The organism is Actinosynnema sp. CS-041913 (genome assembly GCF_050942485.1).
GTDB lineage: Bacteria > Actinomycetota > Actinomycetes > Mycobacteriales > Pseudonocardiaceae > Actinosynnema.
The window spans coordinates 241,365-262,382 of record NZ_CP192037.1; the positions used below are offsets into that span (position 1 = coordinate 241,365).

Below are 21,018 nucleotides of genomic sequence, written 5' to 3' on the forward strand. Positions count from 1 at the left end.
GGCGTGTCGTGGCCGGTCTCGGCCTGCCGGCGCGACCTCGTACGATCACTGCGTGCGTGGACCCTCCTACAAGGTCGTCGACCTGTTCTCCGGCGCGGGCGGCATGAGCCTGGGGTTCCAAGCGCACCGGGACTTCGCCGTGGTGGGCGCGGCGGACGCGCAGGTCGGCAAGCCGTCGTCACGGCTGGGATCGTTGCGCTGCAACGGGACCTACCGGGACAACATCGGCGTCGACCCGCTCCAGGTGGACCTGGGCCGGCTCGACCCGGCGGTGCTGCGCGAGGTGTGGGGGCTCCGGCGGGGCGAGCTGGACGTGCTGGTGGCGTGCCCGCCGTGCTCGGGGTTCACCCGGATCACCGCCGCCAACCACCTGCGGGACGACCCGCGCAACTCGCTGGTCGGGCGGGTCGCCGCGTACGTGGCCGAGCTGCGGCCCCGGGTCATGCTGCTGGAGAACGCCCGCGAGCTGGTGAAGGGCAAGCAGCGGCACCACCTCGACGGGCTGGTCGACCAGCTCGTCGAACTCGGGTACGAGGTGGACGCCTCGTCGCACATGCTGTCCCGGTTCGGGCTGCCGCAGCTACGGGAGCGCGCGGTGGTGGTCGCGGTCGACGCCGGCGTGCCGCTGCGGACCATGGACGACCTGTGGGCGGGCTGGGAGGTGCGGCCGGCGGCCGTGACGGTGCGGCGGGCCATCGGCAAGCTGCCGTTCGTGGTGGCGGGCGAGTCCGACCCCGAGGACCCGATGCACGTGTCGCCGTCGTTCCGGCGGGGCCGGTCGCTGGACCGGATGCGGGCCATCCCGGCGGACGGCGGGTCGTGGGGCGACCTCGTCGGGTCGCCGGCGGAGCCGCTGCTGAACCCGGCGCAGCGCAAGATCATCGACGACGGCAAGTGGGGCTCGCACCCGGACGTCTACGGGCGGATGTGGTGGGACGAGCCGGCGCGGACCATCAAGCGCGAGTGCGGGCACGTCGGCAACGGCCGGTACGCCCATCCGGAGCAGCACCGGCTGTGCACGGTCCGGGAGATGGCGCTGCTCCAGGGGTTCCCACGGAAGTTCCGGTTCGACGTGTCGATCATCGGCAACGCCTACCGGCACCTGGGCGACGCCGTGCCGCCGTTGGTGTCGTACCAGCTCGCGGCCCTGTGCAAGTGGATCCTCTCCGGTCAGCCGCCGACGGCGAAGGACCTGTGCCTGCCGGGGACGTCGCTGCGGGTGGGCGACATCCGGCCGGTGGCGGCGGCCGATCTTGTAGCCTAGATCTCTATTCCGCAACGGTGTGGCGTCGGTTTGCGGACGCGGGTGCGACGGTCCTTGTGACGTACTCGCTCTGACCTGCGGTGATGTGTTTCGGGTTCGCGCGGTTGAGCCCTTTCGGCGACCATCGAAACGGCCATTCGGCGGTCCGCGCGGTGCGGGTTGGCCAGGTCTTGATCGTCCCATGTGGACGATACGAGCGTGTTCTACCTGATCAAGGCGGTTCTCTGCCCGTTGTTACCCCGTCGCCGTCCGGTGGGGACGCGATCGGATAGTGTTCCGCCGATTCCTGTCGATTCGGTGTCGGTGCCCGGTCCCTGCGGCCCCACCGAGTCCGACATGGTCCGCCGCCTTGAACCACACCATCGGGCTACTCGTGAGCCTCAAGGAGACACATGGCACCCCGGTTGACCCTGAAGCGCGTGGGGGCTGCGGTCCTCGGCGCCTCTCTCGTGTTGCTGTCCGCGCTCCCTGCCGCCGCCGACGCGGTCGAGGTGAAGCCGTTCCCTGGCGGTGACGTCCGGGGCATGGGTGTCTACCTCAACGACAAGGAAGACAAGCCGCTCAACGAAGGCAAGCCGCTCCACACCGAGCTGATCGGCCTCAAGATCACCGAGGAAGGCAAGGACCAGACCGCCACGGCGTACTGCGTCGAGCTGCCGACCCCGCTTGAGGACAACACGCCGCTCAAGGAGGTGCCGTGGAACGAGCACCCCAACCCGAACACGAAGTTCAAGGAAAACGCGGCCAAGGTCAACTGGATCCTGCACCACAGCTACCCGGCGCTGGACCTGGCGGCGGCGCGCACCGCGTTCGGCCTGGCGGGTGTCAAGGAAAGCTCGCTCATCGCGGGCACGCAGGCCGCGATCTGGCACTTCACCGACGAGTCCAGGCTCGACGAGAAGGACCCGACCGTCGAGGGTGATGACGTCGACGCCGACGTGCTCGCCGTCTACAAGAAGCTGACCGGGGCCGAGAACGTCGGCATCGGCGACGAGCCCAAGCCGACGCTGGGCATCGACCCCAAGGAGCTCGAAGGCAAGGCGGGCACGCTGATCGGCCCGTTCACCGTCACCACGACGGCGGACAAGGTCATCATCGAGGCCGACGTGCCGAACGGCGTCACCTTCACCGACAAGGACGGCAAGGAGCTGGACGTCGTCAAGGAGGGTGACCTCAAGGCGACCGCCGAGACCAAGGTCGGCGAGATCTTCGTCAAGGTCGACGAGGGCGTCGAGCCCGGCACGGTGGAGTTCACCGTGCACGCGACCGCCGAGCTGCACCAGGGCCGGCTGTTCGTGGCGAGCGACCGCAACCTGAAGACCCAGTCGCTGGTGATCGCCAAGCCGTCGCAGGTGTTCGCGAAGGACAAGGCCAAGGCCAAGTGGGTCGAGGGCACCACCCCGACCTCGTCGTCCTCGGCCACCGCGACGACGACCACCACCACGACGACCGCGCCGACCACGACGACGACCGAGGCTCCGCTGCCGGCCGCCGGCGGCGGTGACGACGACCTGGCTTCGACCGGTGCGTCCATCTTCGTGCCGCTGCTGATCGGCCTGGGCCTGCTCGGTGCGGGCGCGGTCGCGCTGATCATGGTTCGTCGCAAGAAGAGCGTCGCGTAGGACCGACCGACGTGGCCTAGCGCGTGGCTTGGGAGCGGCCTCCCTCGGGATATCCGAGGGAGGCCGCTCTCTTTTTGGTGGGACGGCCGGCGAGGAGAGGGGCTGGTGGTGGGGTGGCGGAGCGGGGCGTTGTCGTGGGGTGGCGGTAGCGTTTGCGGCTGGGGGCGTGAGGGTGGTTCGGGTAGCCTGCGTCTGGAGTGCGAGGGAGCACGATGAACTTCGACGAGATCAAGAACAAGGCGTCCGAGCTGCTGGAGGAGAACCACGAGAAGGTGGACCAGGGCATCGACGCTGCCGCCGACTTCGTCGCCGGCAGGTTCGGTCACGAGGAGCAGGTCAGGACGGTGGCCGAGAAGGCCAAGGACATCCTTCCGGGTGGAGAGTGAACTCGTTCAACACGGCTGACCGGGCCACCCCGGAGTCCCGTTCGCCGTCCGCGCAGATCGTGACGTGGCAGGGCTACGACGAGCCCCGGCTGGAGCAGGTCCGGTTCCTGCTGTCCGAACGCAAGCTGCGGGCGTCCGGCCGCCTGGTGACGGCGGGGCCGGACGAGCAGTACAGCGGGTCGTTCGAGGTGTCCGTCGGCGAGACCGGCGCGGTCACCCGGCTGCTGCTGCGCACGGCCACCGTGTCGGAGGAACGCCAGATCTCGGTGTCCCGCTCGTCCGAGGGCGTGTGGCTGGTCGACTCGGGCCAGGGCGCGGAACGCGCCGACTTCGACGGCGCGGTGGACGTGGACGTGCAGTTCGCGGTCCTGTTCAACGCCATCCCGATCCGCCGGTTGAACCTGCAGAACGAGCCGGGGGCGCACGAGCTGCCGGTCGTGTACGTGACCTTGCCGGACCTGTCGGTCCGCTTGGTGCGCCAGACGTACCGGACCGTGTCGGTGGGCGAGGAGCAGTCCGTGGTGTCGTTCGAGAGCGGCGACTTCCAGCAGGACATCACCGTCGACAAGACCGGCCTGGTGGTCGACTACCCCCGCATCGCCCACCGCATCTGACCACCGGTTCGGGTGATGAACCGGGCCACTTCCTCGGCTGAGCGCCTCGGCTGAGCGACAGCGTGCCCTGCGGGGGCGCGGGTATCGCGGATCGGGGGATGGTCACACCCGGACGGCGATGGCCATGCCCTGGCCCACGCCCACGCAGGCCGCCGCGATGCCGAGTCCGCCGCCGCGTGCCCGGAGGTGGCGGCACAGGTCCACCACCACGCGGGGCATGGAGGCGCCCAGCGGGTGGCCGTAGGCGATCGCGCCGCCGTGGACGTTGACCTTCTCGCGGTCGACTTCCGGCAGGTGGTGCAGGACGGACAGGGCCATGGCGGCGAAGGCCTCGTTGATCTCCCAGAGGTCGACGTCGCCGCCGGAGATCTTGAGGCGGGCCAGGAGCTTCCGGATCGCCGTGACCGGGGTCAGGGTGAAGCGCTGTGGCTCGTCCGCCGTGACCGCGCTGCCGAGCAGCTCGCCCAGCGGCGAGATGCCCAGGTCGCTCGCCACCTGCTCGCTGCCCATGAGGACCGCCGCCGCGCCGTCGTTCAGCGGGGACGAGTTGCCTGCTGTCACCGGGCCCGATTCGGAGAACGCCGAGGCCAGTTTGCCCAGTTTCTCCATCGACGTCTCCGGGCGCACGGACTCGTCGCGCCGGACGGACGAGCCGTCGCGCAGTTGGACCGGGAACGCGAAGCCGTCGTGCACACCCGCGTCCCAGGCCGCCGACGCCCGGCGGTGGGAGCGCAGGGCGTAGAAGTCCATCTGCTGCCGGGTGATGCCCAACGCCACGGCCACGTCCTCCGCCGCGCGCCCCAGCGGCACGGTCCACTCCACGCGCATCCTCGGGTTCACCAGGCGCCAGCCGAGGGCCGTCGACACCGACTCCATCCGGTCGGCGAACGGCTTCTCCGCGCGCGGCACGACGAACGGCGCCCGGGTCATGCCCTCCACGCCGCCCGCGATCAGCAGGTCCGCGTCGCCCATCGCCAACGTCCGCCCCGCCTGCACGATGGCCTCGCCACCGGACGCGCACAGGCGGTTCACGGCCACGCCGGGCACGGTCGGCGGCAGGCCCGCCAGCAGGGCCGCCATCCGGCCGATGTTGCGGTTCTCCTCGCCCGCGCCGTTGGTGTTGCCGTACAGCACGTCCTCCACCCGTGCCGGGTCCACCTGGTGTCTGCGCAGCAGTTCGGTGATCGGCAGCGCGGCCAGGTCGTCCACGCGCACCCCGGACAGCCCGCCGCGGTAGCGGCCGAACGGGGTGCGGGCGGCGTCGAGGATCAGCGGGCGGTGCATGGCCTCATCTTGTCACTGGCGGGCCGGATGTCGCGGTTCGTCACTGGCTGACGAAGAACGGCACGAACGCCGATGTCGGCCGGGTGTCCGACGAGGTGCTGAACAGCTTCACCTCGATCATGTGCGGGCCGAAGGACAACCCGCTCGTGTTCAGCGCCAGCCGGTACACCCCGGCGACGCCCGGACCGCCCAGGTTGGTCGGCACGCTCGCCACCCGGTCGCCGTCCAGCCGCACGGTGAAGCCGGCCAGTCCCGCCACGCCGGTGCCGCGCTGCCCGGACCTGCCGTCCAGGGTCAGCTCGAACACCACCCGGCCGCGCTGGATCGGCGAGCCTTCCGGCACCGGACGGCCGCCGGCGTCGAGCACCGTCCCGTTCGCCCGCGCGAGGACCGGCTCCAGGCCGTTCAGCGGCGTCTTCTCGGTGCTCGGCCGCGGCGCGGGCGGCGCGTCGGGCGCGGGCGTGAGTTCCAGGTCGACGTGCGTCGCCTGCATCCGCACGCCGGCCACGACGGTCACCGCGAGCTGGTCGCCGTCCTGGACCAGGGCCGCCGCGGGGATGTCCGCCACCACCGGGTAGCCGACCGCCGCCCGCCACGGCGCTCCGGGCACGGCGGGTCGTAGCGGCACCCGCGTGTCGCCGACGGCCACCGTGAACTCGGGGGCGGTCGGCGACGAGTCGGTGTGCAGGAGCGTCATCCGCAACTGGCCGCCGGTCACACCGCGGATCGGCGTCCCGGTGACCGGGGCGGCGTCGGGTGCGATCGCGACCCGCACCTGCGGCGGCGGCACGAACGGCGGCGCGGTGGCGGGCGCGGCGTCGAACGCCACCAGGCTGATGTTGACCCGCTGGCCGGTCGGCCCGGACACCGAGATCAGCGCGGTCGCCTCCCGCCAGCGCGGCACCGCCGGACTGGTCGCCACCACGTCGCCGTCCATCAGCACCCGCGCGCCGTCGCGGCGCAGCACCAGTTCCCAGCGGTGGCTCAGGCCCTGCTCCAGGGTCGGCACCGCGCGCGTCGGCGTGGTCGGCGTGCCCTCCGGGGTCAGCACCTCGGCGGACGTCTTGCCGGCGCTGCCCGCCACCCGCAGCCGGAGCGCGTCCGGCGGCAGGCCGTCGCCGCTCACCGTGCTCACCGGGCCGGGCACCAGGTCGACGGTCAGCTCGCCGTCCGCGCCCGGCGCGTCCGTCTCCACGACGACCCGGCCCAGGTCGTCGGCGTCCCGCAGCACGAACGGGGTCCGCGACCGCAGCGACGCCGGAGCCGACGCGCAGTTGCTGCTGATCACCAGCCGGGCGCCGTCGTCGCCTTGGCCGGGGGTGGCGCGGGCGCAGGTGTTCCTGGTCGCGAGCCGCCACCGGGCCGGGTCCGGCGCGTCCGGCTGGTCGAACGCGTCCACCAGCGCGTAGTCGCCGATCTTCGCCGTGCGCGGGGTGCCCTCGCCGCGGGCCGGCTCCGAGCGCTGCCCGAACGCGTCCACCGCCCGCACCTCCACCTGGTACGCGGCGCCGTCGTCCAGCCCGTCGAGCTGCGTCGCGGACTGGGCGATGAGCTTCGTGTGGTCGAACCGCCCGTCCCGGCCCCAGCGGACCTCGTAGCCGGCTGCCTCCTCGCCGGACCACAGCACCTGCATCCGTCTCGGCCCGGACACCACCCGCAGGTCGGCGGGCTGCTCCGGCGGCGCGCCCGGCGTCGGCACCAGCACGCCTTCGGCGGCGAACGCGGCCAACGACGTCGGCGGCGGCGTGGACGTGCTGGCCCGGGTCGCCGGATCGCCCGCTCCGGTGCTCCGCAGCACCGCCACCACTCCACCGAACAGCACCACACCAGCGGCGATGACGGCGATCCGGCGACGTTGCATGGCGTCAAGCTATGCGGCCGGGGTGATCGCGGTCACTAGGCGTTGCGCACCCGATATCTACCGCGGGCCGATGTCGAAGGTGTGTCCCCCGGTTCGGGTCTCGCCCCGTTCGTCCACCGGGAGTACCCGCACCGCCACCCGATGGCTTCCCGCGGGTGTCTCGTTCAGGTCGACCAGGAACTCGTGCCGCCCGCCCGCCGCCCCACCGGTGGGCAGCGCCGCGAGCCGCTGCCCGTCGAGATCGACCTCGATGCCCTTGACCGCCGCCACCTCCCGCTCGGTCGTGGTGAGCAGCTCCACGACGATCCGCGCCTTGCCGCCGGGCGGGAACTTGTCGGTCGGGCCCGTCTCGTGCACGACGACCACGTTCGCCGGCGGCGCTTTCACGGCCGGGTGCTCGCGCTCGGTGACTCTGGGCAGTGCCCGGCGCGTGGTCGCCTGGCCGTCGTCCACCACCAGGTGCGAGTCGTTGACCACGACCTTTCCTGCCGTCCGCAGCCGGACCGACGTGTCGCCGGTGGGCTCCGGCAGCGGGAAGTCCGCGTACACGAAGGCGGACTCGACCGCTGCCGCCCCACCGGACGGCGGCATGACCACGCCCGGCGCGGACCTCCCGCCGAACTCGACGGTGATCGGGGTGTCCCGGACGTTCGAGCCCGGCGACGCCACCGCCGCCACGACCCGCACCGAGTTGCCGCCCTCCAGCCGCTGGTTGGGCGTCGCGCCCAGCTCCACCGCGCCGCCCTGCCCGGAGCCGGGGCCCAGCGGCACCACCGACGCCGGGACCGGGCTCTCCGGCGCGCCGCCGACGCCGAACGTGTCGACCTGGGTGTGCCGGACGTTGTGGAACGCCAGCCGGGGCCGGGCGACCGTCCACGGCACCGCGACCGCCGCCGCGGCCAACGCCTCGCCGTCCCGCAGCGCTACCACCGCGTCGGGCAGGACGCGCAGCTCCCAGCGGTGCCGGACGCCGGGCGTCGGAGGTCGGGACGTGCCGCCGACCGGGACGACCCGGGAGGTGGTCGACAGGCCCGACCCGGCGTCGAAGGTCGCGCCGTACGGGGTGATGTGCAGGATCACCGAGCCCGGCGGGTAGGGCTCGGCCAGCCGTCCGATGTCGTGGAACGGCTCGGGCAGCAGCGCCACGACCAGCTCGCCGTCACCCCGCGCGGTGCTCGGCCCGTCGGTGGTGAGGACGACCCGGCCGACCGCGCCGTCGGCGGCCGGCACACCCAGCCGCAGCGGGACGTTGGACTGGAGGTCGAGCGCGTCGCAGGTGACTTCGAGGCGCTTGCCGTTGAGCGGGCGCAGGCCCAGGCACTCGTCGCCCGCGTCGAACACCCGCCAGCGGCGCGGGCTCAGCGCCTCCGGGCCGTCGAACCGGTCCAGGGGCTGGACCAGCGGGTCGGCCCACGCCTGGTCGTGGGCCAGCCTCGGCACGGCCTTGGCGACGGCGGGCTCGGAGCGGCGGCCCAGCCCGTCGACGGCCCGGACCTCGACCGTGACCTCCGCGTCGGCGTCCAGGTCGGTCAGCTCGGTCTCGGTCGCCTGCACCAGCCGCGTCCGGTCGCCCCACCGGACCTCGAACGCGCCGTACGCGACACCGCCGGTGGCCGTCCAGGTGGCGCGCAGACTCGTCCGGTCCACGCCGGTGAGAGTCAGGTCGGTCGGCCGGCTCAGCGGACTGGTGTCCGCCACGTACTCGACCCGGTGGTCCAGGAACCTGGTGAACTCGGGCGGTGGCGCCGGCGGCGCGGACTCGTTGCGCAGCACCACCACCGCGCCCGTGACCAGCGCGAGACCGCACAACCAGCCGACCAGCTTGCGACGTTCCACCCGTCGACTGTAAAAGGTGCGCGGGGGTTATGACGTGCGCGCGAGCGCGGTGTTGCCGGTCAGGCCGATGATCCGGCCGCCACGGGCCCCGAGGGCGCGCAGCGCTTCCAGCGCCTGGGGCGAGGTCAGGTCGATGGTCAGGTCGGTGCGCTCGGCGGACTGGAGGTCGTGCAGCGCCTGCCGGGCCCGGTGCCCCGCCTCGATCGTCTTGGCGAGGCCGCCGGTCGACGCCAACGAGCCGCGGGCGGCCCCGAGCCTGCCCAACGCGTCGTCGACCGCGCCCAGCAGTGCCGTCCGGTTGCCCTCGCACATCGCGCGGACCAGCTCGGGCCGACTGGCGGCGACCCGCGTGCCGTCGCCGAACGAGCCCGCCGCGAGCGCGAGGGCGAGCGGGCCGCCGTCCGCGCCGACGCTGGCCAGCACGGCGGCCAGGATGTGCGGCAGGTGGGAGATGCGGGCCACCGCCGCGTCGTGCTCCACGGCGGTGGTCGGGACGACGTGCGCCTTCGCGTCGAGGGCGAGTTCGACGACGTCGGTCAGCACGTCGAGGTCGGTGTCTTCCTCGGCGGTGACCACCCAGGCGGCGTTGCGGAACAGGTCGGCGCGGCCGGCCGCCCAGCCGGACGCCGAGGTGCCCGCCATCGGATGGCCGCCGACGTGGCGGACCAGCGGCGCGACCCGCCTGACCAGGTCGCCGACCGGCCCCTTGACGCTCACCACGTCCGTGACCCGGACCCCGTCCGGCACCTGCCGCAACACCTCCTCGACAGCGGGCAACGGCACCGCGACGACCACCAGGGCGTCCCGGTCCCGGGCCCGTGCCAGGGCGTCGGCGAGTGCCCGGACGTCGAACCCGTCCGCGCGAGCGGCTTCCGCGTCCTGCCCCGACGCGGTGGCGCCCCACACAGCCCGTCCGGCCGCGGCTGCGGCGCGCAGCACCGAGCCGCCGATCAAACCCAGTCCGACCACGCACACGTCACGCACGGGGACATCCTGCCGGCGGACACCGACAATCCCGGCAACCGGCGATCCCGGACGAATCCGGGCACCGACGATCCGGACGCCGTGCTTCCCGGCAACCCGGGACGGTGATCGGGCGTCTTCCCGGTGTGCGGGTGGAGGTGCTGTCGGGGCGGGATGCGGACGAGGTGGCTCGCCTGCTGCGCGAGCACGACCGGTCAGGGCTGGTCACGGTCGCGGTGGTGGACCGGCCGGGACTCGCCGCGGTGGTCGTCGGCACGGGCTGGGACGTGGTGGGCCCGGCCGGGCTGTTCTCCACGAGCACGACCCCGGGTGGCCGGTGGCCGCTCGGCGGCTGTTGAGCCGGATTCGCGCCGGTCTGCTCGATCGCGGTCTCGCCGACGGCCGCTGGACCTTCGACCACATCGGTTCCACGGCGGTGCCGGGGCTGCGGGCCAAGCCGTTCGTCGACGTGCAGATCAGGGTCGTGTCGCTGCCTGCTGAAGGGTCGCCGGCGGATGACGTGTTCCGGCAGGCCGGTTTCCTGCCCGCCCGCGGGTCGCGACCGGACTCGCCGGGCGTGTTCCGGGACGAGGTCCGGGAATACGGGATCGCCCCGGCGGAGGCTTATCGGAAGCGGCTCTTCGTCCGGCCCGACCCGGTCGAGCCGGCGATCGCGCACGTCCGGCTGCTCGGCTCGCCGTGGTGGGCGGAGACCGTGCGGTTCCGGGATGTGCTGCGGGCTGACCCGGCGGCGCGGCGGGCCTGCGAGGAGATGAAGTCGCGGGCGGCCGAGGCGCATTCCGGGGATGCCGATTACGACGACTACACGCGGTCCAAGTCGGTGTTCTTCGACCGGTTGCGCGGGAGGTGACGGTGCGAACCCGCCGGTGCGCCCGCACCGGCGGGTTCGTCGGATCAGCGCAGGGCGTCCAGGGCGAACGCCGTGTAGACGATGACGCCGTGTTCCATGGCCGCCTCGTCGAAGAGCACTCGGCTGGAGTGGTTCGGTTCGGCGTGGGCCAGTTCCACGCCGCGGGGGCACGCGCCCAGGAAGGCGATGGCGCCGGGCACGCGTTGCAGCACGTAGGAGAAGTCCTCCGCGCCCATCAACGGGTCCTCCATGGGCGACGCCCAGCGCGCCCCCAGGGCGGAGGTGGTCACGTCCAGGACGTGGATGCCCAATTCCCGGTCGTTCACGGTCACCGGGTAGCCGGAGGTGACCTCTACCTCGGCGGTGCAGCCATGGGCGGCGGCCACGTGTTCGCAGACCTGGTGCAGCTCCTTGTGGACGAGCGCCCTGGTCTCCTCGGAGAGGGTGCGGATGGTGCCTTTCAGCAGCGCCGTCTCCGGGATGATGTTGGTGGTGGTGCCCGCCTTGAGGTGGGCGATGGTCACCACGGCCGGCTGGTGCACGTTCACCCGGCGGGCCACCATCGTCTGCAGCGCGCCGACCATCGCGGCGGCGGCCGGGATCGGGTCCACCGCGTCGTGCGGGATGCCGCCGTGACCGCCCTTGCCCTTCACGACGACGTTGAAGGTGTCCGCCGAGGCCATCGTCGGGCCGGAGCGGGAGACCACCACGCCGGACTGCAGGGTGGACGAGATGTGCAGGGCGAACGCCTTCTCGACCGGCGGGCCGGCCGCGTCCAGCACGCCTTCGTCCAGCATGTGCTTCGCGCCGTGCATCCCCTCCTCGCCGGGCTGGAACATGAACACCACCTGGCCGGACAGCGCCTCCCGGCGGGAGGACAGCAGGCGGGCGGCGGACGCGAGCATCGCCACGTGCGTGTCGTGGCCGCACGCGTGCATCGAACCGTCGACCTCTGACGAGTACGCCAGGCCCGTCTCCTCCTGGAGCGGCAGCGCGTCCATGTCGCCGCGCAGCAGGACCGTCGGCCCCGGCCGCGCGCCGCGCAGGACGGCGACCACCGACGTGCTGGACTTCCCGGTGGTGATCTCCAGCGGGAGCCCGGCCAGCGCGTGCTGGATCGCGGCCTGCGTGGCGGGCAGGTCCAGGCCCTGTTCCGGGCGCTTGTGCACCTGCCTGCGCAGTGCCACGGTCCTGGGCTGTAGGGCACGAGCTGCCTCCACGAGCCCGGTGTACCTGGGCTCGGGTGCGGTCGTCTGTGCGTTCGGCAGAGTTGTGCTCATCCCTCGATAGTGGCATCGCGGAGCCCCCCACGCCCGGAGGCGAGCCCCCCGTGCTACCGGGTGCGCTCGGGTGGCCCTACGGTGTGCACATGGCACACCAGGAGCCGGTCAACGGCTTCGCTGTCGCGGTGGTCCGAGAGGACGGCCGCTGGCGGTGCAGCAGGATGGACAGCTCGGCGCTGTCCGAGCTCGACGCGGCCATCACGGAACTGCGCCAACTCCGCTCCACAGGTGCCGTCTTCGGGCTGTTGGCGGTGGACGACGAGTTCTTCATAGTGCTGCGCCCGGTGCCCGGCGGGGTGGCGCTGCTGCTGTCGGACGCCGCCGCCGCGCTGGACTACGACATCGCCGCGGACGTGTTGGACCTCCTCCGGGTCGACCCGCCCGACGAGGAGGACGACGAGCTGTGGCCCGAGGGCGACCTCGCGATCCTCGCCGACCTGGGGATGCCCCAGCACGAGTTGCAGGTGATCGTGGACGAGGTCGACCTGTACCCGGACGAGCAGCTCCAGATGGTCGCCCAGCGGTGCGGCTTCGGCGACGAGTTCACCAAGCTGCTGGACACCATCCAAGCGTGACCGACGAAGACCTGGTGCGGTCGGCCCTGGAGGTCGCCGGGCTGGCGGCCCGGACCGGCGACGTCCCGATCGGCGCGGTGGTCTTCGGCCCCGACGGCACGGAGCTGGCACGGGCCTGCAACGCCCGCGAGGCATCGGGCGACCCCACCGCGCACGCCGAGATCCTGGCGCTGCGGGCGGCGGCGGCCGTGTTCGGCGACGGGTGGCGGCTCGGCGGCTGCACGCTGGCGGTGACCGTGGAACCGTGCACGATGTGCGCCGGCGCGCTGGTGCTGGCGCGGGTCTCCCGGGTCGTGTTCGGCGCGTGGGAGCCGAAGACCGGGGCCGTGGGGTCGCTGTGGGACGTGGTGCGCGACCGCCGGCTCAACCACCGGCCCGAGGTGGTGGGCGGCGTGCTGGCGACCGAGTGTGCCGCGCTGCTGGAGGCGTTCTTCGCCGGGAGGTGACGCCGGACGCCGGTGTTCGGCTCGGCGGGTGGGCGTGGCGGCTCGCCCGGTCGGCCTGGCGGCTCGGCCGGCGTCGGCTTGGCCGGCGTCGGCTTGGCCGGCGTCGGCTTGGCCGGCGTCGGGCGGTGTCGGCCGTGTCGGAAATAGCCCGCATGGGGGAAGCCGTTGCTCGGCGGGCTGATCGTGCCGCTGTCACGATTGGTCGGGTGCCCGCCGAGATCGCCGAGACCGCGGACGCCGCGCTGGCAGGCGGCGTCGCGAGAGGCGACCTGGCCGCGTTCGAGATGCTGGTCCGCCGCTATTCGGGCCGGGTGTTCGGCCTCGCGTTCCGGGTGCTCCACGACCGGGCCGAGGCGGAGGACGTGACCCAGGAGGTGTTCGCCACCGCGTGGCGGCGGCTGGACTCGCTGACCGAGCCGGCGGCCGTGCGGACGTGGCTGTTCCGGGTCGCCCACCGGCAGTGCCTGGGTGTGCTGCGGCGGAAGCGGACGGACCCGGTGGGCGAACTGCCCGACTGGGGCGCCACACCGATCGGCGTCGGACCGGTGGCGCGGGATCCTTCGGCGGTGGCCGAGACCGTGGCGACGGTCGCGGCGTTGCGCCAGGCCCTGCGGCGGCTGCCGGAACCACAGCGGGCGGCGTGGCTGCTGGCCGAGGTGGACGGCTTGTCCTATGCGCAGATCGCGCTCGTGGTGGGCGCCAGCGAGGAGTCGGTGCGGGGGCGACTGGCTCGTGCCAGGGTGCGGCTGGCCGAGGTGATGAAGGTCTGGCGGTAGGACCCCGGTGCCGGATCGGGGTGGTCGTCTTGTATTGTTCTCGGCGGTGGCGTGTCCGAGCGGCCGAAGGAGCACGCCTCGAAAGCGTGTGAGGTGAAAGCCTCCGTGGGTTCAAATCCCACCGCCACCGCTCAAGACGGGGTCCGCCTGCGGAAACGCAGGTGGGCCCCGTTTCTGTTTCCCGGGTGTTCCGCCGCCGGGACGGGCACAGGCGGCACGGCGGCGGAACACGCGGACCGCCGAGGCGGTGCTTGCTTGCGCTCTGGTGTTGTCAAGGTTCACGCATCGGGGGCGCTGCCCGCCTCGTCAGGCGGGCTGCGCCCCCGTCGTGTGCGCTGTGCCCGGACCGGCGCTGGGAGGGCCACCGGTGGGCACGTCGTTGACCTTACCCTATGATCGAACACACGTTCGAGTGATCATGTTGATTCCCCCATGCGTGTTCTCCCGTGCCTCGGCGTCGGGCCTCCCGGCCTCGCCGTCCGCGCGACCTGGTCACAGTGGTCGTGAGTGGCTGGGCGGTGTCGAGGTCGGGAGGGGCCGTCGGGCCGCGTGCCGCATGCCTGGGCATGGTCAACAGTTAGTGACGGATTCTTTCGCAGTTCACTCGTTCCGGGGAGGATGCGCGGACCCGCCAACTACCGGAGGATTCCGTTGAGACCCACTCCGCTCCGCATCGGCTTAGCGGCTGCCGCCGCTTCGGCCGTGTCGCTCGCCCTGGTGACGCCCGCGACCGCCGCGCCCAGCCCGGACGCCCTGATCGCCGAGGTCTACGGCGGCGGGGGCAACTCGGGGGCGACGCTCACCCGGGACTTCGTCGAGCTGGCCAACCGGAGCACGAGCCCCGTGTCGCTCGCCGGCTGGAGCGTCCAGTACCTGCCCGCGAGCGCGAGCGCGGCCAGCCAGTGGCAGGTCACGCCGCTGACCGGGTCGGTCGAGCCGGGCACGCGGTACCTCGTGGCCGAGGCCAAGGGTGCCGCCGGCACCGTCGAGCTGCCCGCGCCGGACGCCACCGGCACGATCGCCATGTCCGCCACCGGCGGCACGGTCGCGCTGGTCGCCGCCACCACGGCGCTCACCTGCAAGACCGCCGCCGACTGCGCGGCCGACACGCGGATCCGTGACCTGGTCGGTTACGGCACCGCCACGGTCGTCCGCGAAGGCACGCCGACCGCCAACCCGAGCAACACGACGGCCGCCGCGCGTCCCGCGCTGGACGACACCGACGACAACTCCGCCGACTTCACGGTGGGCGCGCCCACGCCGGTCAACGCCGCGGGCCAGGGGCCCGGCGGTCCGGACCCGGACCCGGAGCCCGGTGACAAGCGGATCCACGACATCCAGGGCACGACCCGTGTCTCGCCGCTGCTCGGCGCGAAGGTCGGCGGCGTCCCCGGCGTCGTCACGGCCACCCGCGCCACCGGTGACCGCGGCTTCTGGTTCCAGGACACCTCCCCGGACGCCGACCCGCGCACCAGCGAGGGCCTGTTCGCCTACACGGCAGGCCTCGCGCCGACCGTCGAGCCGGGTGACGCCGTGCTGGTCAGCGGCACGGTCGCGGAGTACCGGCCGGGTGGTGACGCGGCGAGCAACGCCAACCAGACGCTCACCGAACTCACCGGTGTGACCGTCACCGTCGTGTCCAAGGGCAACGCCCTGCCGACTCCGGTCGTGCTGACGCCGCCGGACGGGTTCCTCCCGAACGCGGGCGGCGGCAGCATCGAGGCGTTGGAGCTGAACCCGGCGACCTACGGCCAGGACTACTACGAGTCCCTCGAAGGCGCGTACGTCCAGGTCGACGACGCCCGCGTGGTCGGACCCACGAACAGCTTCGGCGAGACGTGGATCACCACCAGACCCACCCAGCACCCGACCGCCCGCGGCGGCACCATCTACCTCGGCTACGACCAGCCCAACAGCGGCCGGATCAAGGTCAAGGCGGGCAGCGCCACCCCGCAGGCGAGCAACGTCGGCGACGTGTGGCGCGGCGCGACCGTGGGCAACGTCGAGTACACGAACTTCGGCGGCTACACGCTGGCCACGAAGTCCGTCGGCGAACACGTCTCCGGTGGCATCACGCCGGAGAAGACCGACGCGGCGCGTCCTTACGAGCTGTCCGTCGCCACGTACAACGTGGAGAACCTCGCCGCGACCAACCCGCAGGCGAAGTTCGACCGGCTCGCGGCGGCCGTGGTGCAGAACCTGGCGTCGCCGGACGTCGTCGTGCTGGAGGAGATCCAGGACAACAACGGCGCCACCGACGACGGCACGGTCGCGGCCGACGCGACGTACGCCAAGTTCGTGGACGCGATCGTCGCCGCCGGCGGCCCGCGCTACGAGTGGCGGCAGATCGACCCGCGGAACAAGGCCGACGGCGGTGAGCCCGGCGGCAACATCCGGGTGGCGTTCCTGTTCAACCCGGCCCGCGTGTCCTTCGTGGACCGCCCGGGTGGCGACGCGACCACGCCGGTGTCCGTGGTGAAGCGGCACGGCCGCGCGGCGCTGTCCGCGTCGCCGGGCCGCGTCGACCCCGCCAACACCGCGTGGGACAACAGCCGCAAGCCCCTGGCGGGCGAGTTCAAGTTCCGCGGCCGGACGGTGTTCGTGGTCGCGAACCACTTCAACTCCAAGGGCGGCGACCAGGCCCTGCACGGTCGCTACCAGGAGCCGAACCGCGGTTCGGAGGTCCAGCGCGGTCAGCAGGCCGCCGCGCTGCGGGCGTTCGTGGACCAGGTGAAGGCCGTCGACCGGGGCGCGAACGTGGTGCTCGCGGGCGACATCAACGACTACCAGTTCTCGCCGGCGGTCGCGACGCTGACGGCGGGCGGCGCGGTGGTGGACCTGATCTCGACGCTGCCGGAGGCGGAGCGGTACAGCTACGTCTTCGACGGCAACTCGCAGACCCTGGACCACATCCTGATCAGCGCCAACATCAACCGGTACCGGTACGACGTGGTGCACGTCAACGCCGAGTTCGCCGACCAGGCCAGCGACCACGACCCGCAGGTCGTGAAGCTGCGGCCGAGCACGGGCAACGCCCAGGCCGACCGGATGGTGTTCTTCCTGGAAGAACTCCTGGAGTGCCTGCCGAGGTAGGTGGAAACGCCGACGGCCCCGCACGGAGGAATCCGGGCGGGGCCGTTCGCCGCGGAGGATACGGGATTTGAACCCGTGAGGGGGTTAACCCAACACGATTTCCAATCGTGCGCACTAGGCCGCTATGCGAATCCTCCGCCGGAGAGCCTACCCAACGGAGTGATGGCCGACCAAAACGGCTGGTCAAGACTTCGGTTGGAGCACGAGCACCGGGGTGGCGGCGCGCAGGTCCGCAACGGCCTCGGTCGGGAGCGCGCCACCGGGCCGGCTGGAGGGACGGTGCACCTGTCGGCGGGCCGGGCGGGGCGACCGGCTACACTTGACGCGGACCTCGTGCGGCACACATCTCGCGAACCTCCCCAGGGCCGGAAGGCAGCAAGGATAAGCGGGCTCTGGTGGGTGCACGGGGTCCCCTTTTTCTGTCGGACCCCTTCGGTAGGGTCTCCCACCGTGGCGCTCGCCCTCTACCGCAAGTACCGGCCGGCCACCTTCGCGGAGGTGGTCGGGCAGGAGCACGTCACCGACCCGCTGCGCACGGCGCTCGGGGCGGGGCGGGTCAACCACGCGTACCTGTTCTCCGGGCCGCGCGGCTGCGGCAAGACGTCCTCCGCCCGCATCCTGGCGCGGTCGCTGAACTGCGTGAACGGGCCGACGCCCGATCCGTGCGGCGAGTGCAACTCGTGCGTCGGGCTCGCGCCCAACGGCGTGGGCAGCGTCGACGTGGTGGAGTTGGACGCCGCGTCGCACGGCGGCGTGGACGACGCCCGCGAGCTGCGGGACAAGGCGTTCTACGCGCCGGCGGAGTCGCGCTACCGGGTGTTCATCATCGACGAGGCGCACATGGTCACGACGCAGGGCTTCAACGCCCTGCTGAAGATCGTGGAGGAGCCGCCGGAGCACCTGATCTTCATCTTCGCGACCACCGAGCCGGACAAGGTGCTGCCCACCATCCGCTCGCGGACGCACCACTACCCGTTCCGGCTGATCCCGCCGTCGGCGATGCGGTCGCTGCTGGAGAGCAACTGCGCCGCCGAGGGCGTCGCGGTCGAGCCGTCGGTGTTCCCGCTGGTGATCCGGGCGGGCGGCGGGTCGGCGCGGGACACGCAGTCGGTGATGGACCAGCTACTGTCCGGCGCGGGCCCCGAAGGTGTGACCTACGAGCGGGCGATCTCGTTGCTCGGCGTGACGGACGTGGCGCTGATCGACGACGTGGTGGACGGTCTGGCGGCCGGCGACGGGTCGGCCGTGTTCGGCACCATCGACCGGCTGGTGGACGCGGGCCACGACCCGCGCCGGTTCGCGTCGGACCTGCTGGACCGGTTGCGGGACTTGGTGTTGCTGCACGCGGTGCCGGACGCGGCGGACCGTGGCCTGGTGTCCGCGCCGGACGACGTGGTGGCGAAGATGGTCGCGCAGCGCGCGGCGACCCGGCCGGCGACGGTCACCCGGTGGGCGGAGGTGCTGCACCAGGGTTTGACGGACATGCGCGGCTCGACCGCGGCGCGGCTGCTGCTGGAGCTGGTGGCGGCGCGGATGCTGCTGCCGTCGGCCAGTGACGCGGAGTCCGCTGTGCTGCAACGGGTCGAGCGCTTGGAGAAGTACGGGCCGCCGGCTGGTGCTGGTGGTCCGGCCGGTGGCCCTGATTCGGCTGGTGGTTCCGCTCCGGCTGGTGGTGGTTCCGCTCCGGTCCGAGGTGGCGCTGACGGCCCCGCGGGCGGGGGTGCCGCGGGCGACAGTGGTCGGACCTTCCAGCGGCCTTCGCAGCGGGCGGGCACGTCGCCTGCCGAGTCGGTTCCGCCGCAAGCGGTCCCGAGCGCGGCTCGTCCGACGGGTGAGGCCGCGCCAACTCGCCCGGCGGGCGAGCCCGCGCCGACCCGTCCGATGGGTGAGGCCGCGCCGACTCGCCCGGCGGGTGAGCCCGCGCCGACCCGTCCGGCGGGTGAGGCCGCGCCAAGCGAGTCCGCTCCGACACCGCCGCCGAGCGAGGCCGGTCCGAGCCCTGCGCCCGAGCCCGCTGCCCCCGTGAGCGAGCCGGTGCCCGACGCGCCGCCGTCTTCCGGCGCGGCCGGCACCGAAGACAGAGCGGGCGGGCCGGCCTCCGGTATCGACGTGGCCGAAGTCCGGCGGCGGTGGTCCGAGCTGCTGGGTGTGGTGCGCACGACGTCGCGCAGCACGGAGGCGATGCTCACCAACGCGACCGTCTCGGACGTCGACGGCAGCACCATCACGCTCGCCCACACGTCCGCCCCGCTGGCCCGCCGACTCGCCGAGTCGCGCAACGCCGATGCCATCGCGGCGGCGTTCGGCCAGGTCCTCGGCGGCACGTGGCAGGTGCGGTGCGTGCACGGGGAAGCCGCCGCCGCGCCCGCGCGGTCCGCTCCGCCGACCCGTCCGCAGCGGCCCGCGCCCACCCGGCCCAGCCAGGCCGCCCGCACGCCCGAGTCCACCCGGCAGGCCCCGCCGGGCCGGTCCGCGCCCGCCGACGACGTCCCGCCGCCGCCCGAGCCGCCGGAGCCCGATGAGCCCCTCCCGCCGGAGCCGGTGGACGAGGAGGAGATGCTCGCGGAGGCCGCCCGGCCGGGTGAGGCGGGTGATCAGCCCGACCCGGAGGCGGTCGTGCTCAAGCTGCTCGCGGACGAGCTGGGTGCTCGGCCGCTGAAGAGCTGATCCGCGCGGCTACCCTGGTGGCAAACCCCAACGGAGAGGAACCCGCGGTGCAACCCGGTGGGCCGAACATGCAGCAGATCCTCCAGCAGGCGCAGAAGATGCAGCAGCAACTCGCCGCCGCCCAGCAGGAGCTGGCCGAAGCCGAGGTGACCGGCACCGCGGGCGGCGGGCTGGTGACCGCCGTGGTGTCCGGCGGCGGCGAGCTGAAGAGCCTGGCCATCGACCCGAAGGTGGTCGACCCGGACGACGTCGAGACGCTGTCCGACCTGGTCGTCGCGGCCGTGCGGGACGCGAACCGCGCCGCGCAGGAGCTGGCCGCGCAGAAGATGGGCCCGCTGGCGTCCGGCATGGGCGGCCTGGACGACCTCGGTGGTCTCGGCGGGCTGCTCGGCTGATGTACGAGGGGCCCGTCCAGGACTTGATCGACGAACTCGGCAGGCTGCCGGGCGTCGGTCCCAAGAGCGCGCAGCGCATCGCCTTCCACCTGCTCGCGGCGGACCCGGCCGACATCGGCCGGCTCCAGGACGCCTTGCAGAAGGTGAAGGACGGCGTGGTGTTCTGCGAGGTGTGCGGCAACGTCTCCGCCGAGGCGACCTGCCGCATCTGCCGCGACCCGCGCCGCGACCTGACCCTGATCTGCGTGGTCGAGGAGCCGAAGGACGTGCTGGCGGTGGAGCGGACCCGCGAGTTCAAGGGCCGCTACCACGTGCTGGGCGGCGCGCTGGACCCGTTGTCCGGGGTGGGCCCCGACCAGCTCCGCATCCGGCAGCTACTGACCCGGATCGGCACCGAGGTCAACGAGATCATCATCGCCACCGACCCGAACACCGAGGGCGAGGCGACCGCGACCTACCTGGTGCGGATGCTGCGCGACTTCCCCGGCCTCACCGTGACGCGGCTGGCGTCGGGCCTGCCGATGGGCGGCGACCTGGAGTTCGCGGACGAGCTGACCCTGGGTCGTGCGCTGTCCGGCCGGCGCAGCATGTGAGGCTGATCGCGGTGGACGGGCCGTCCGGGTCGGGCAAGTCGACCTACGCGGCGTCGCTGGCGGTGGAGCTGGGCGCGACGGTGGTGCCGACCGACCACTTCGCGACCTGGACCGACCCGGTGTCGTGGTGGCCGCGCCTGGTGGCCGAGGTGCTGGAGCCGCTGTGGGCCGGGCGGGTCGCGCGGTACCGGCGCATGGACTGGTCCGAGGGTTGGCCGCGGCTGGGTGACCCGGTGACCGTGGCGCCGCCGGCGGTGTTGGTCATCGAGGGTGTGTCGGCGGCTCGGCGGTCGATCGCGGACCGGCTGGACGAGGCGGTGTGGGTCGAGCTGCCGGACGAGCGGACGCGGCTGGAACGGGCCGTGGCGCGGGACGGCGAGGGCAGCCGGGCGCACCTCGTGCGGTGGCAGGCGTTCGAGCGGGGCTGGTTCGCGGTCGACGGGACGCGGGCGCGGGCCGATCGGGTCGTCACGACGAGCTGACCCGAAG

The 21,018-nt window shown here is 72.9% G+C and carries 19 protein-coding genes, 2 tRNA genes and 1 other RNA gene; 16 read left to right on the forward strand and 6 right to left on the reverse strand.

Annotation, left to right across the window (positions count from 1 at the left end):
* Positions 1-52 precede the first annotated feature (52 nt).
* From ACQPZF_RS01155 to ACQPZF_RS01170, 4 genes are all read left to right on the forward strand, one after another.
* Positions 53-1,264, forward strand: a complete 1,212-nt coding sequence (locus tag ACQPZF_RS01155) for a DNA cytosine methyltransferase (protein ID WP_433267323.1) — start codon at positions 53-55, stop codon at positions 1,262-1,264.
* 392 nt (positions 1,265-1,656) lie between these two features.
* Positions 1,657-2,886: a thioester domain-containing protein gene (locus tag ACQPZF_RS01160; protein WP_433267326.1), complete on the forward strand. Its 1,230-nt coding sequence runs from the start codon at positions 1,657-1,659 to the stop codon at positions 2,884-2,886.
* 212 nt (positions 2,887-3,098) lie between these two features.
* Positions 3,099-3,272 carry an antitoxin gene (locus tag ACQPZF_RS01165; RefSeq protein WP_433267328.1) on the forward strand — a complete coding sequence of 58 codons (174 nt, stop codon included), beginning with the start codon at positions 3,099-3,101 and terminating at the stop codon, positions 3,270-3,272.
* Positions 3,269-3,886: a putative glycolipid-binding domain-containing protein gene (locus tag ACQPZF_RS01170; protein WP_433267330.1), complete on the forward strand. Its 618-nt coding sequence runs from the start codon at positions 3,269-3,271 to the stop codon at positions 3,884-3,886. The genes ACQPZF_RS01165 and ACQPZF_RS01170 overlap by 4 nt, the downstream gene beginning before the upstream one ends.
* A gap of 102 nt (positions 3,887-3,988) precedes the next feature.
* On the opposite strand, the gene ACQPZF_RS01175 is transcribed toward ACQPZF_RS01170, so the two are convergent.
* Genes ACQPZF_RS01175 through ACQPZF_RS01190 form a run of 4 tightly spaced genes read right to left on the reverse strand, consistent with a single transcriptional unit; the run spans position 3,989 to position 9,851 of the window.
* Positions 3,989-5,170 carry a thiolase family protein gene (locus ACQPZF_RS01175; protein ID WP_433267332.1) on the reverse strand — a complete coding sequence of 394 codons (1,182 nt, stop codon included), beginning with the start codon at positions 5,168-5,170 and terminating at the stop codon, positions 3,989-3,991.
* A gap of 40 nt (positions 5,171-5,210) precedes the next feature.
* On the reverse strand, positions 5,211-7,031 hold the full coding sequence (locus ACQPZF_RS01180) for a fibronectin type III domain-containing protein (protein WP_433267333.1): 1,821 nt from the start codon (positions 7,029-7,031) through the stop codon (positions 5,211-5,213).
* A gap of 57 nt (positions 7,032-7,088) precedes the next feature.
* Positions 7,089-8,867: a fibronectin type III domain-containing protein gene (locus ACQPZF_RS01185; RefSeq protein ID WP_433267335.1), complete on the reverse strand. Its 1,779-nt coding sequence runs from the start codon at positions 8,865-8,867 to the stop codon at positions 7,089-7,091.
* Between the two features lie 27 nt (positions 8,868-8,894).
* The gene (locus ACQPZF_RS01190) at positions 8,895-9,851 is read right to left on the reverse strand and encodes a prephenate dehydrogenase (RefSeq protein ID WP_433267337.1); all 957 of its coding nucleotides are present in this window, start codon (positions 9,849-9,851) and stop codon (positions 8,895-8,897) included.
* A 104-nt stretch (positions 9,852-9,955) separates the two neighbouring features.
* Here ACQPZF_RS01190 and ACQPZF_RS01195 point away from each other — a divergent pair, with 104 nt between their 5' ends.
* Positions 9,956-10,189: a hypothetical protein gene (locus ACQPZF_RS01195; RefSeq protein WP_433267339.1), complete on the forward strand. Its 234-nt coding sequence runs from the start codon at positions 9,956-9,958 to the stop codon at positions 10,187-10,189.
* A complete protein-coding gene (locus ACQPZF_RS01200) occupies positions 10,168-10,701 on the forward strand; it encodes a GrpB family protein (RefSeq protein WP_433267341.1) in 534 nt (177 codons plus the stop codon). Before ACQPZF_RS01195 ends, ACQPZF_RS01200 begins: the two co-directional genes overlap by 22 nt.
* Before the next feature lie 44 nt (positions 10,702-10,745).
* On the opposite strand, the gene ACQPZF_RS01205 is transcribed toward ACQPZF_RS01200, so the two are convergent.
* On the reverse strand, positions 10,746-11,981 hold the full coding sequence (locus ACQPZF_RS01205) for a M20 metallopeptidase family protein (RefSeq protein ID WP_433267343.1): 1,236 nt from the start codon (positions 11,979-11,981) through the stop codon (positions 10,746-10,748).
* A gap of 89 nt (positions 11,982-12,070) precedes the next feature.
* Here ACQPZF_RS01205 and ACQPZF_RS01210 point away from each other — a divergent pair, with 89 nt between their 5' ends.
* The 5 genes from ACQPZF_RS01210 to ACQPZF_RS01230 all read left to right on the forward strand — a co-directional run bounded on the left by ACQPZF_RS01210 (position 12,071) and on the right by ACQPZF_RS01230 (position 16,874).
* Complete coding sequence (locus tag ACQPZF_RS01210; RefSeq protein WP_433267345.1) at positions 12,071-12,559, forward strand: tRNA adenosine deaminase-associated protein; 489 nt, start codon at positions 12,071-12,073, stop codon at positions 12,557-12,559.
* Positions 12,556-13,005: a nucleoside deaminase gene (locus ACQPZF_RS01215; RefSeq protein WP_433267347.1), complete on the forward strand. Its 450-nt coding sequence runs from the start codon at positions 12,556-12,558 to the stop codon at positions 13,003-13,005. The genes ACQPZF_RS01210 and ACQPZF_RS01215 overlap by 4 nt, the downstream gene beginning before the upstream one ends.
* Before the next feature lie 206 nt (positions 13,006-13,211).
* A complete protein-coding gene (locus ACQPZF_RS01220; protein ID WP_433267349.1) occupies positions 13,212-13,781 on the forward strand; it encodes an RNA polymerase sigma factor in 570 nt (189 codons plus the stop codon).
* A gap of 45 nt (positions 13,782-13,826) precedes the next feature.
* Positions 13,827-13,911 (forward strand) — tRNA-Ser (locus tag ACQPZF_RS01225).
* 521 nt (positions 13,912-14,432) lie between these two features.
* The gene (locus tag ACQPZF_RS01230) at positions 14,433-16,874 is read left to right on the forward strand and encodes an endonuclease/exonuclease/phosphatase family protein (RefSeq protein ID WP_433267351.1); all 2,442 of its coding nucleotides are present in this window, start codon (positions 14,433-14,435) and stop codon (positions 16,872-16,874) included.
* Between the two features lie 52 nt (positions 16,875-16,926).
* On the opposite strand, the gene ACQPZF_RS01235 is transcribed toward ACQPZF_RS01230, so the two are convergent.
* Positions 16,927-17,011 (reverse strand) — tRNA-Ser (locus ACQPZF_RS01235).
* Between the two features lie 186 nt (positions 17,012-17,197).
* Between ACQPZF_RS01235 and ffs the strand changes: the two genes are divergently transcribed.
* The 5 genes from ffs to ACQPZF_RS01260 all read left to right on the forward strand — a co-directional run bounded on the left by ffs (position 17,198) and on the right by ACQPZF_RS01260 (position 21,011).
* Positions 17,198-17,292, forward strand: an RNA gene (gene ffs, locus ACQPZF_RS01240) — signal recognition particle sRNA small type.
* Between the two features lie 32 nt (positions 17,293-17,324).
* Positions 17,325-19,541, forward strand: coding sequence for a DNA polymerase III subunit gamma and tau (locus tag ACQPZF_RS01245; RefSeq protein WP_433267353.1), 2,217 nt, complete (start codon positions 17,325-17,327; stop codon positions 19,539-19,541).
* Positions 19,542-19,609: 68 nt separating this feature from the next.
* Complete coding sequence (locus tag ACQPZF_RS01250; RefSeq protein ID WP_433274383.1) at positions 19,610-19,936, forward strand: YbaB/EbfC family nucleoid-associated protein; 327 nt, start codon at positions 19,610-19,612, stop codon at positions 19,934-19,936.
* Positions 19,936-20,529 (forward strand): recombination mediator RecR, encoded by a 594-nt coding sequence (gene recR / locus ACQPZF_RS01255; RefSeq protein ID WP_433267355.1) that lies wholly within the window; start codon positions 19,936-19,938, stop codon positions 20,527-20,529. Before ACQPZF_RS01250 ends, recR begins: the two co-directional genes overlap by 1 nt.
* Positions 20,526-21,011, forward strand: coding sequence for a uridine kinase family protein (locus ACQPZF_RS01260; protein WP_433267357.1), 486 nt, complete (start codon positions 20,526-20,528; stop codon positions 21,009-21,011). Before recR ends, ACQPZF_RS01260 begins: the two co-directional genes overlap by 4 nt.
* Positions 21,012-21,018 lie beyond the last annotated feature (7 nt).

Coding starts and splice junctions, on each gene's coding strand:
- ACQPZF_RS01180 (WP_433267333.1), bottom strand. CDS start 7,031: ATGCAACGTCGCCGGATCGCCGTCATCGCCGCTGGTGTGGTGCTGTTC.
- ACQPZF_RS01205 (WP_433267343.1), bottom strand. CDS start 11,981: ATGAGCACAACTCTGCCGAACGCACAGACGACCGCACCCGAGCCCAGG.
- ACQPZF_RS01250 (WP_433274383.1), top strand. CDS start 19,610: ATGCAGCAGATCCTCCAGCAGGCGCAGAAGATGCAGCAGCAACTCGCC.
- ACQPZF_RS01160 (WP_433267326.1), top strand. CDS start 1,657: ATGGCACCCCGGTTGACCCTGAAGCGCGTGGGGGCTGCGGTCCTCGGC.
- ACQPZF_RS01210 (WP_433267345.1), top strand. CDS start 12,071: ATGGCACACCAGGAGCCGGTCAACGGCTTCGCTGTCGCGGTGGTCCGA.
- ACQPZF_RS01165 (WP_433267328.1), top strand. CDS start 3,099: ATGAACTTCGACGAGATCAAGAACAAGGCGTCCGAGCTGCTGGAGGAG.
- ACQPZF_RS01175 (WP_433267332.1), bottom strand. CDS start 5,170: ATGCACCGCCCGCTGATCCTCGACGCCGCCCGCACCCCGTTCGGCCGC.
- recR (WP_433267355.1), top strand. CDS start 19,936: ATGTACGAGGGGCCCGTCCAGGACTTGATCGACGAACTCGGCAGGCTG.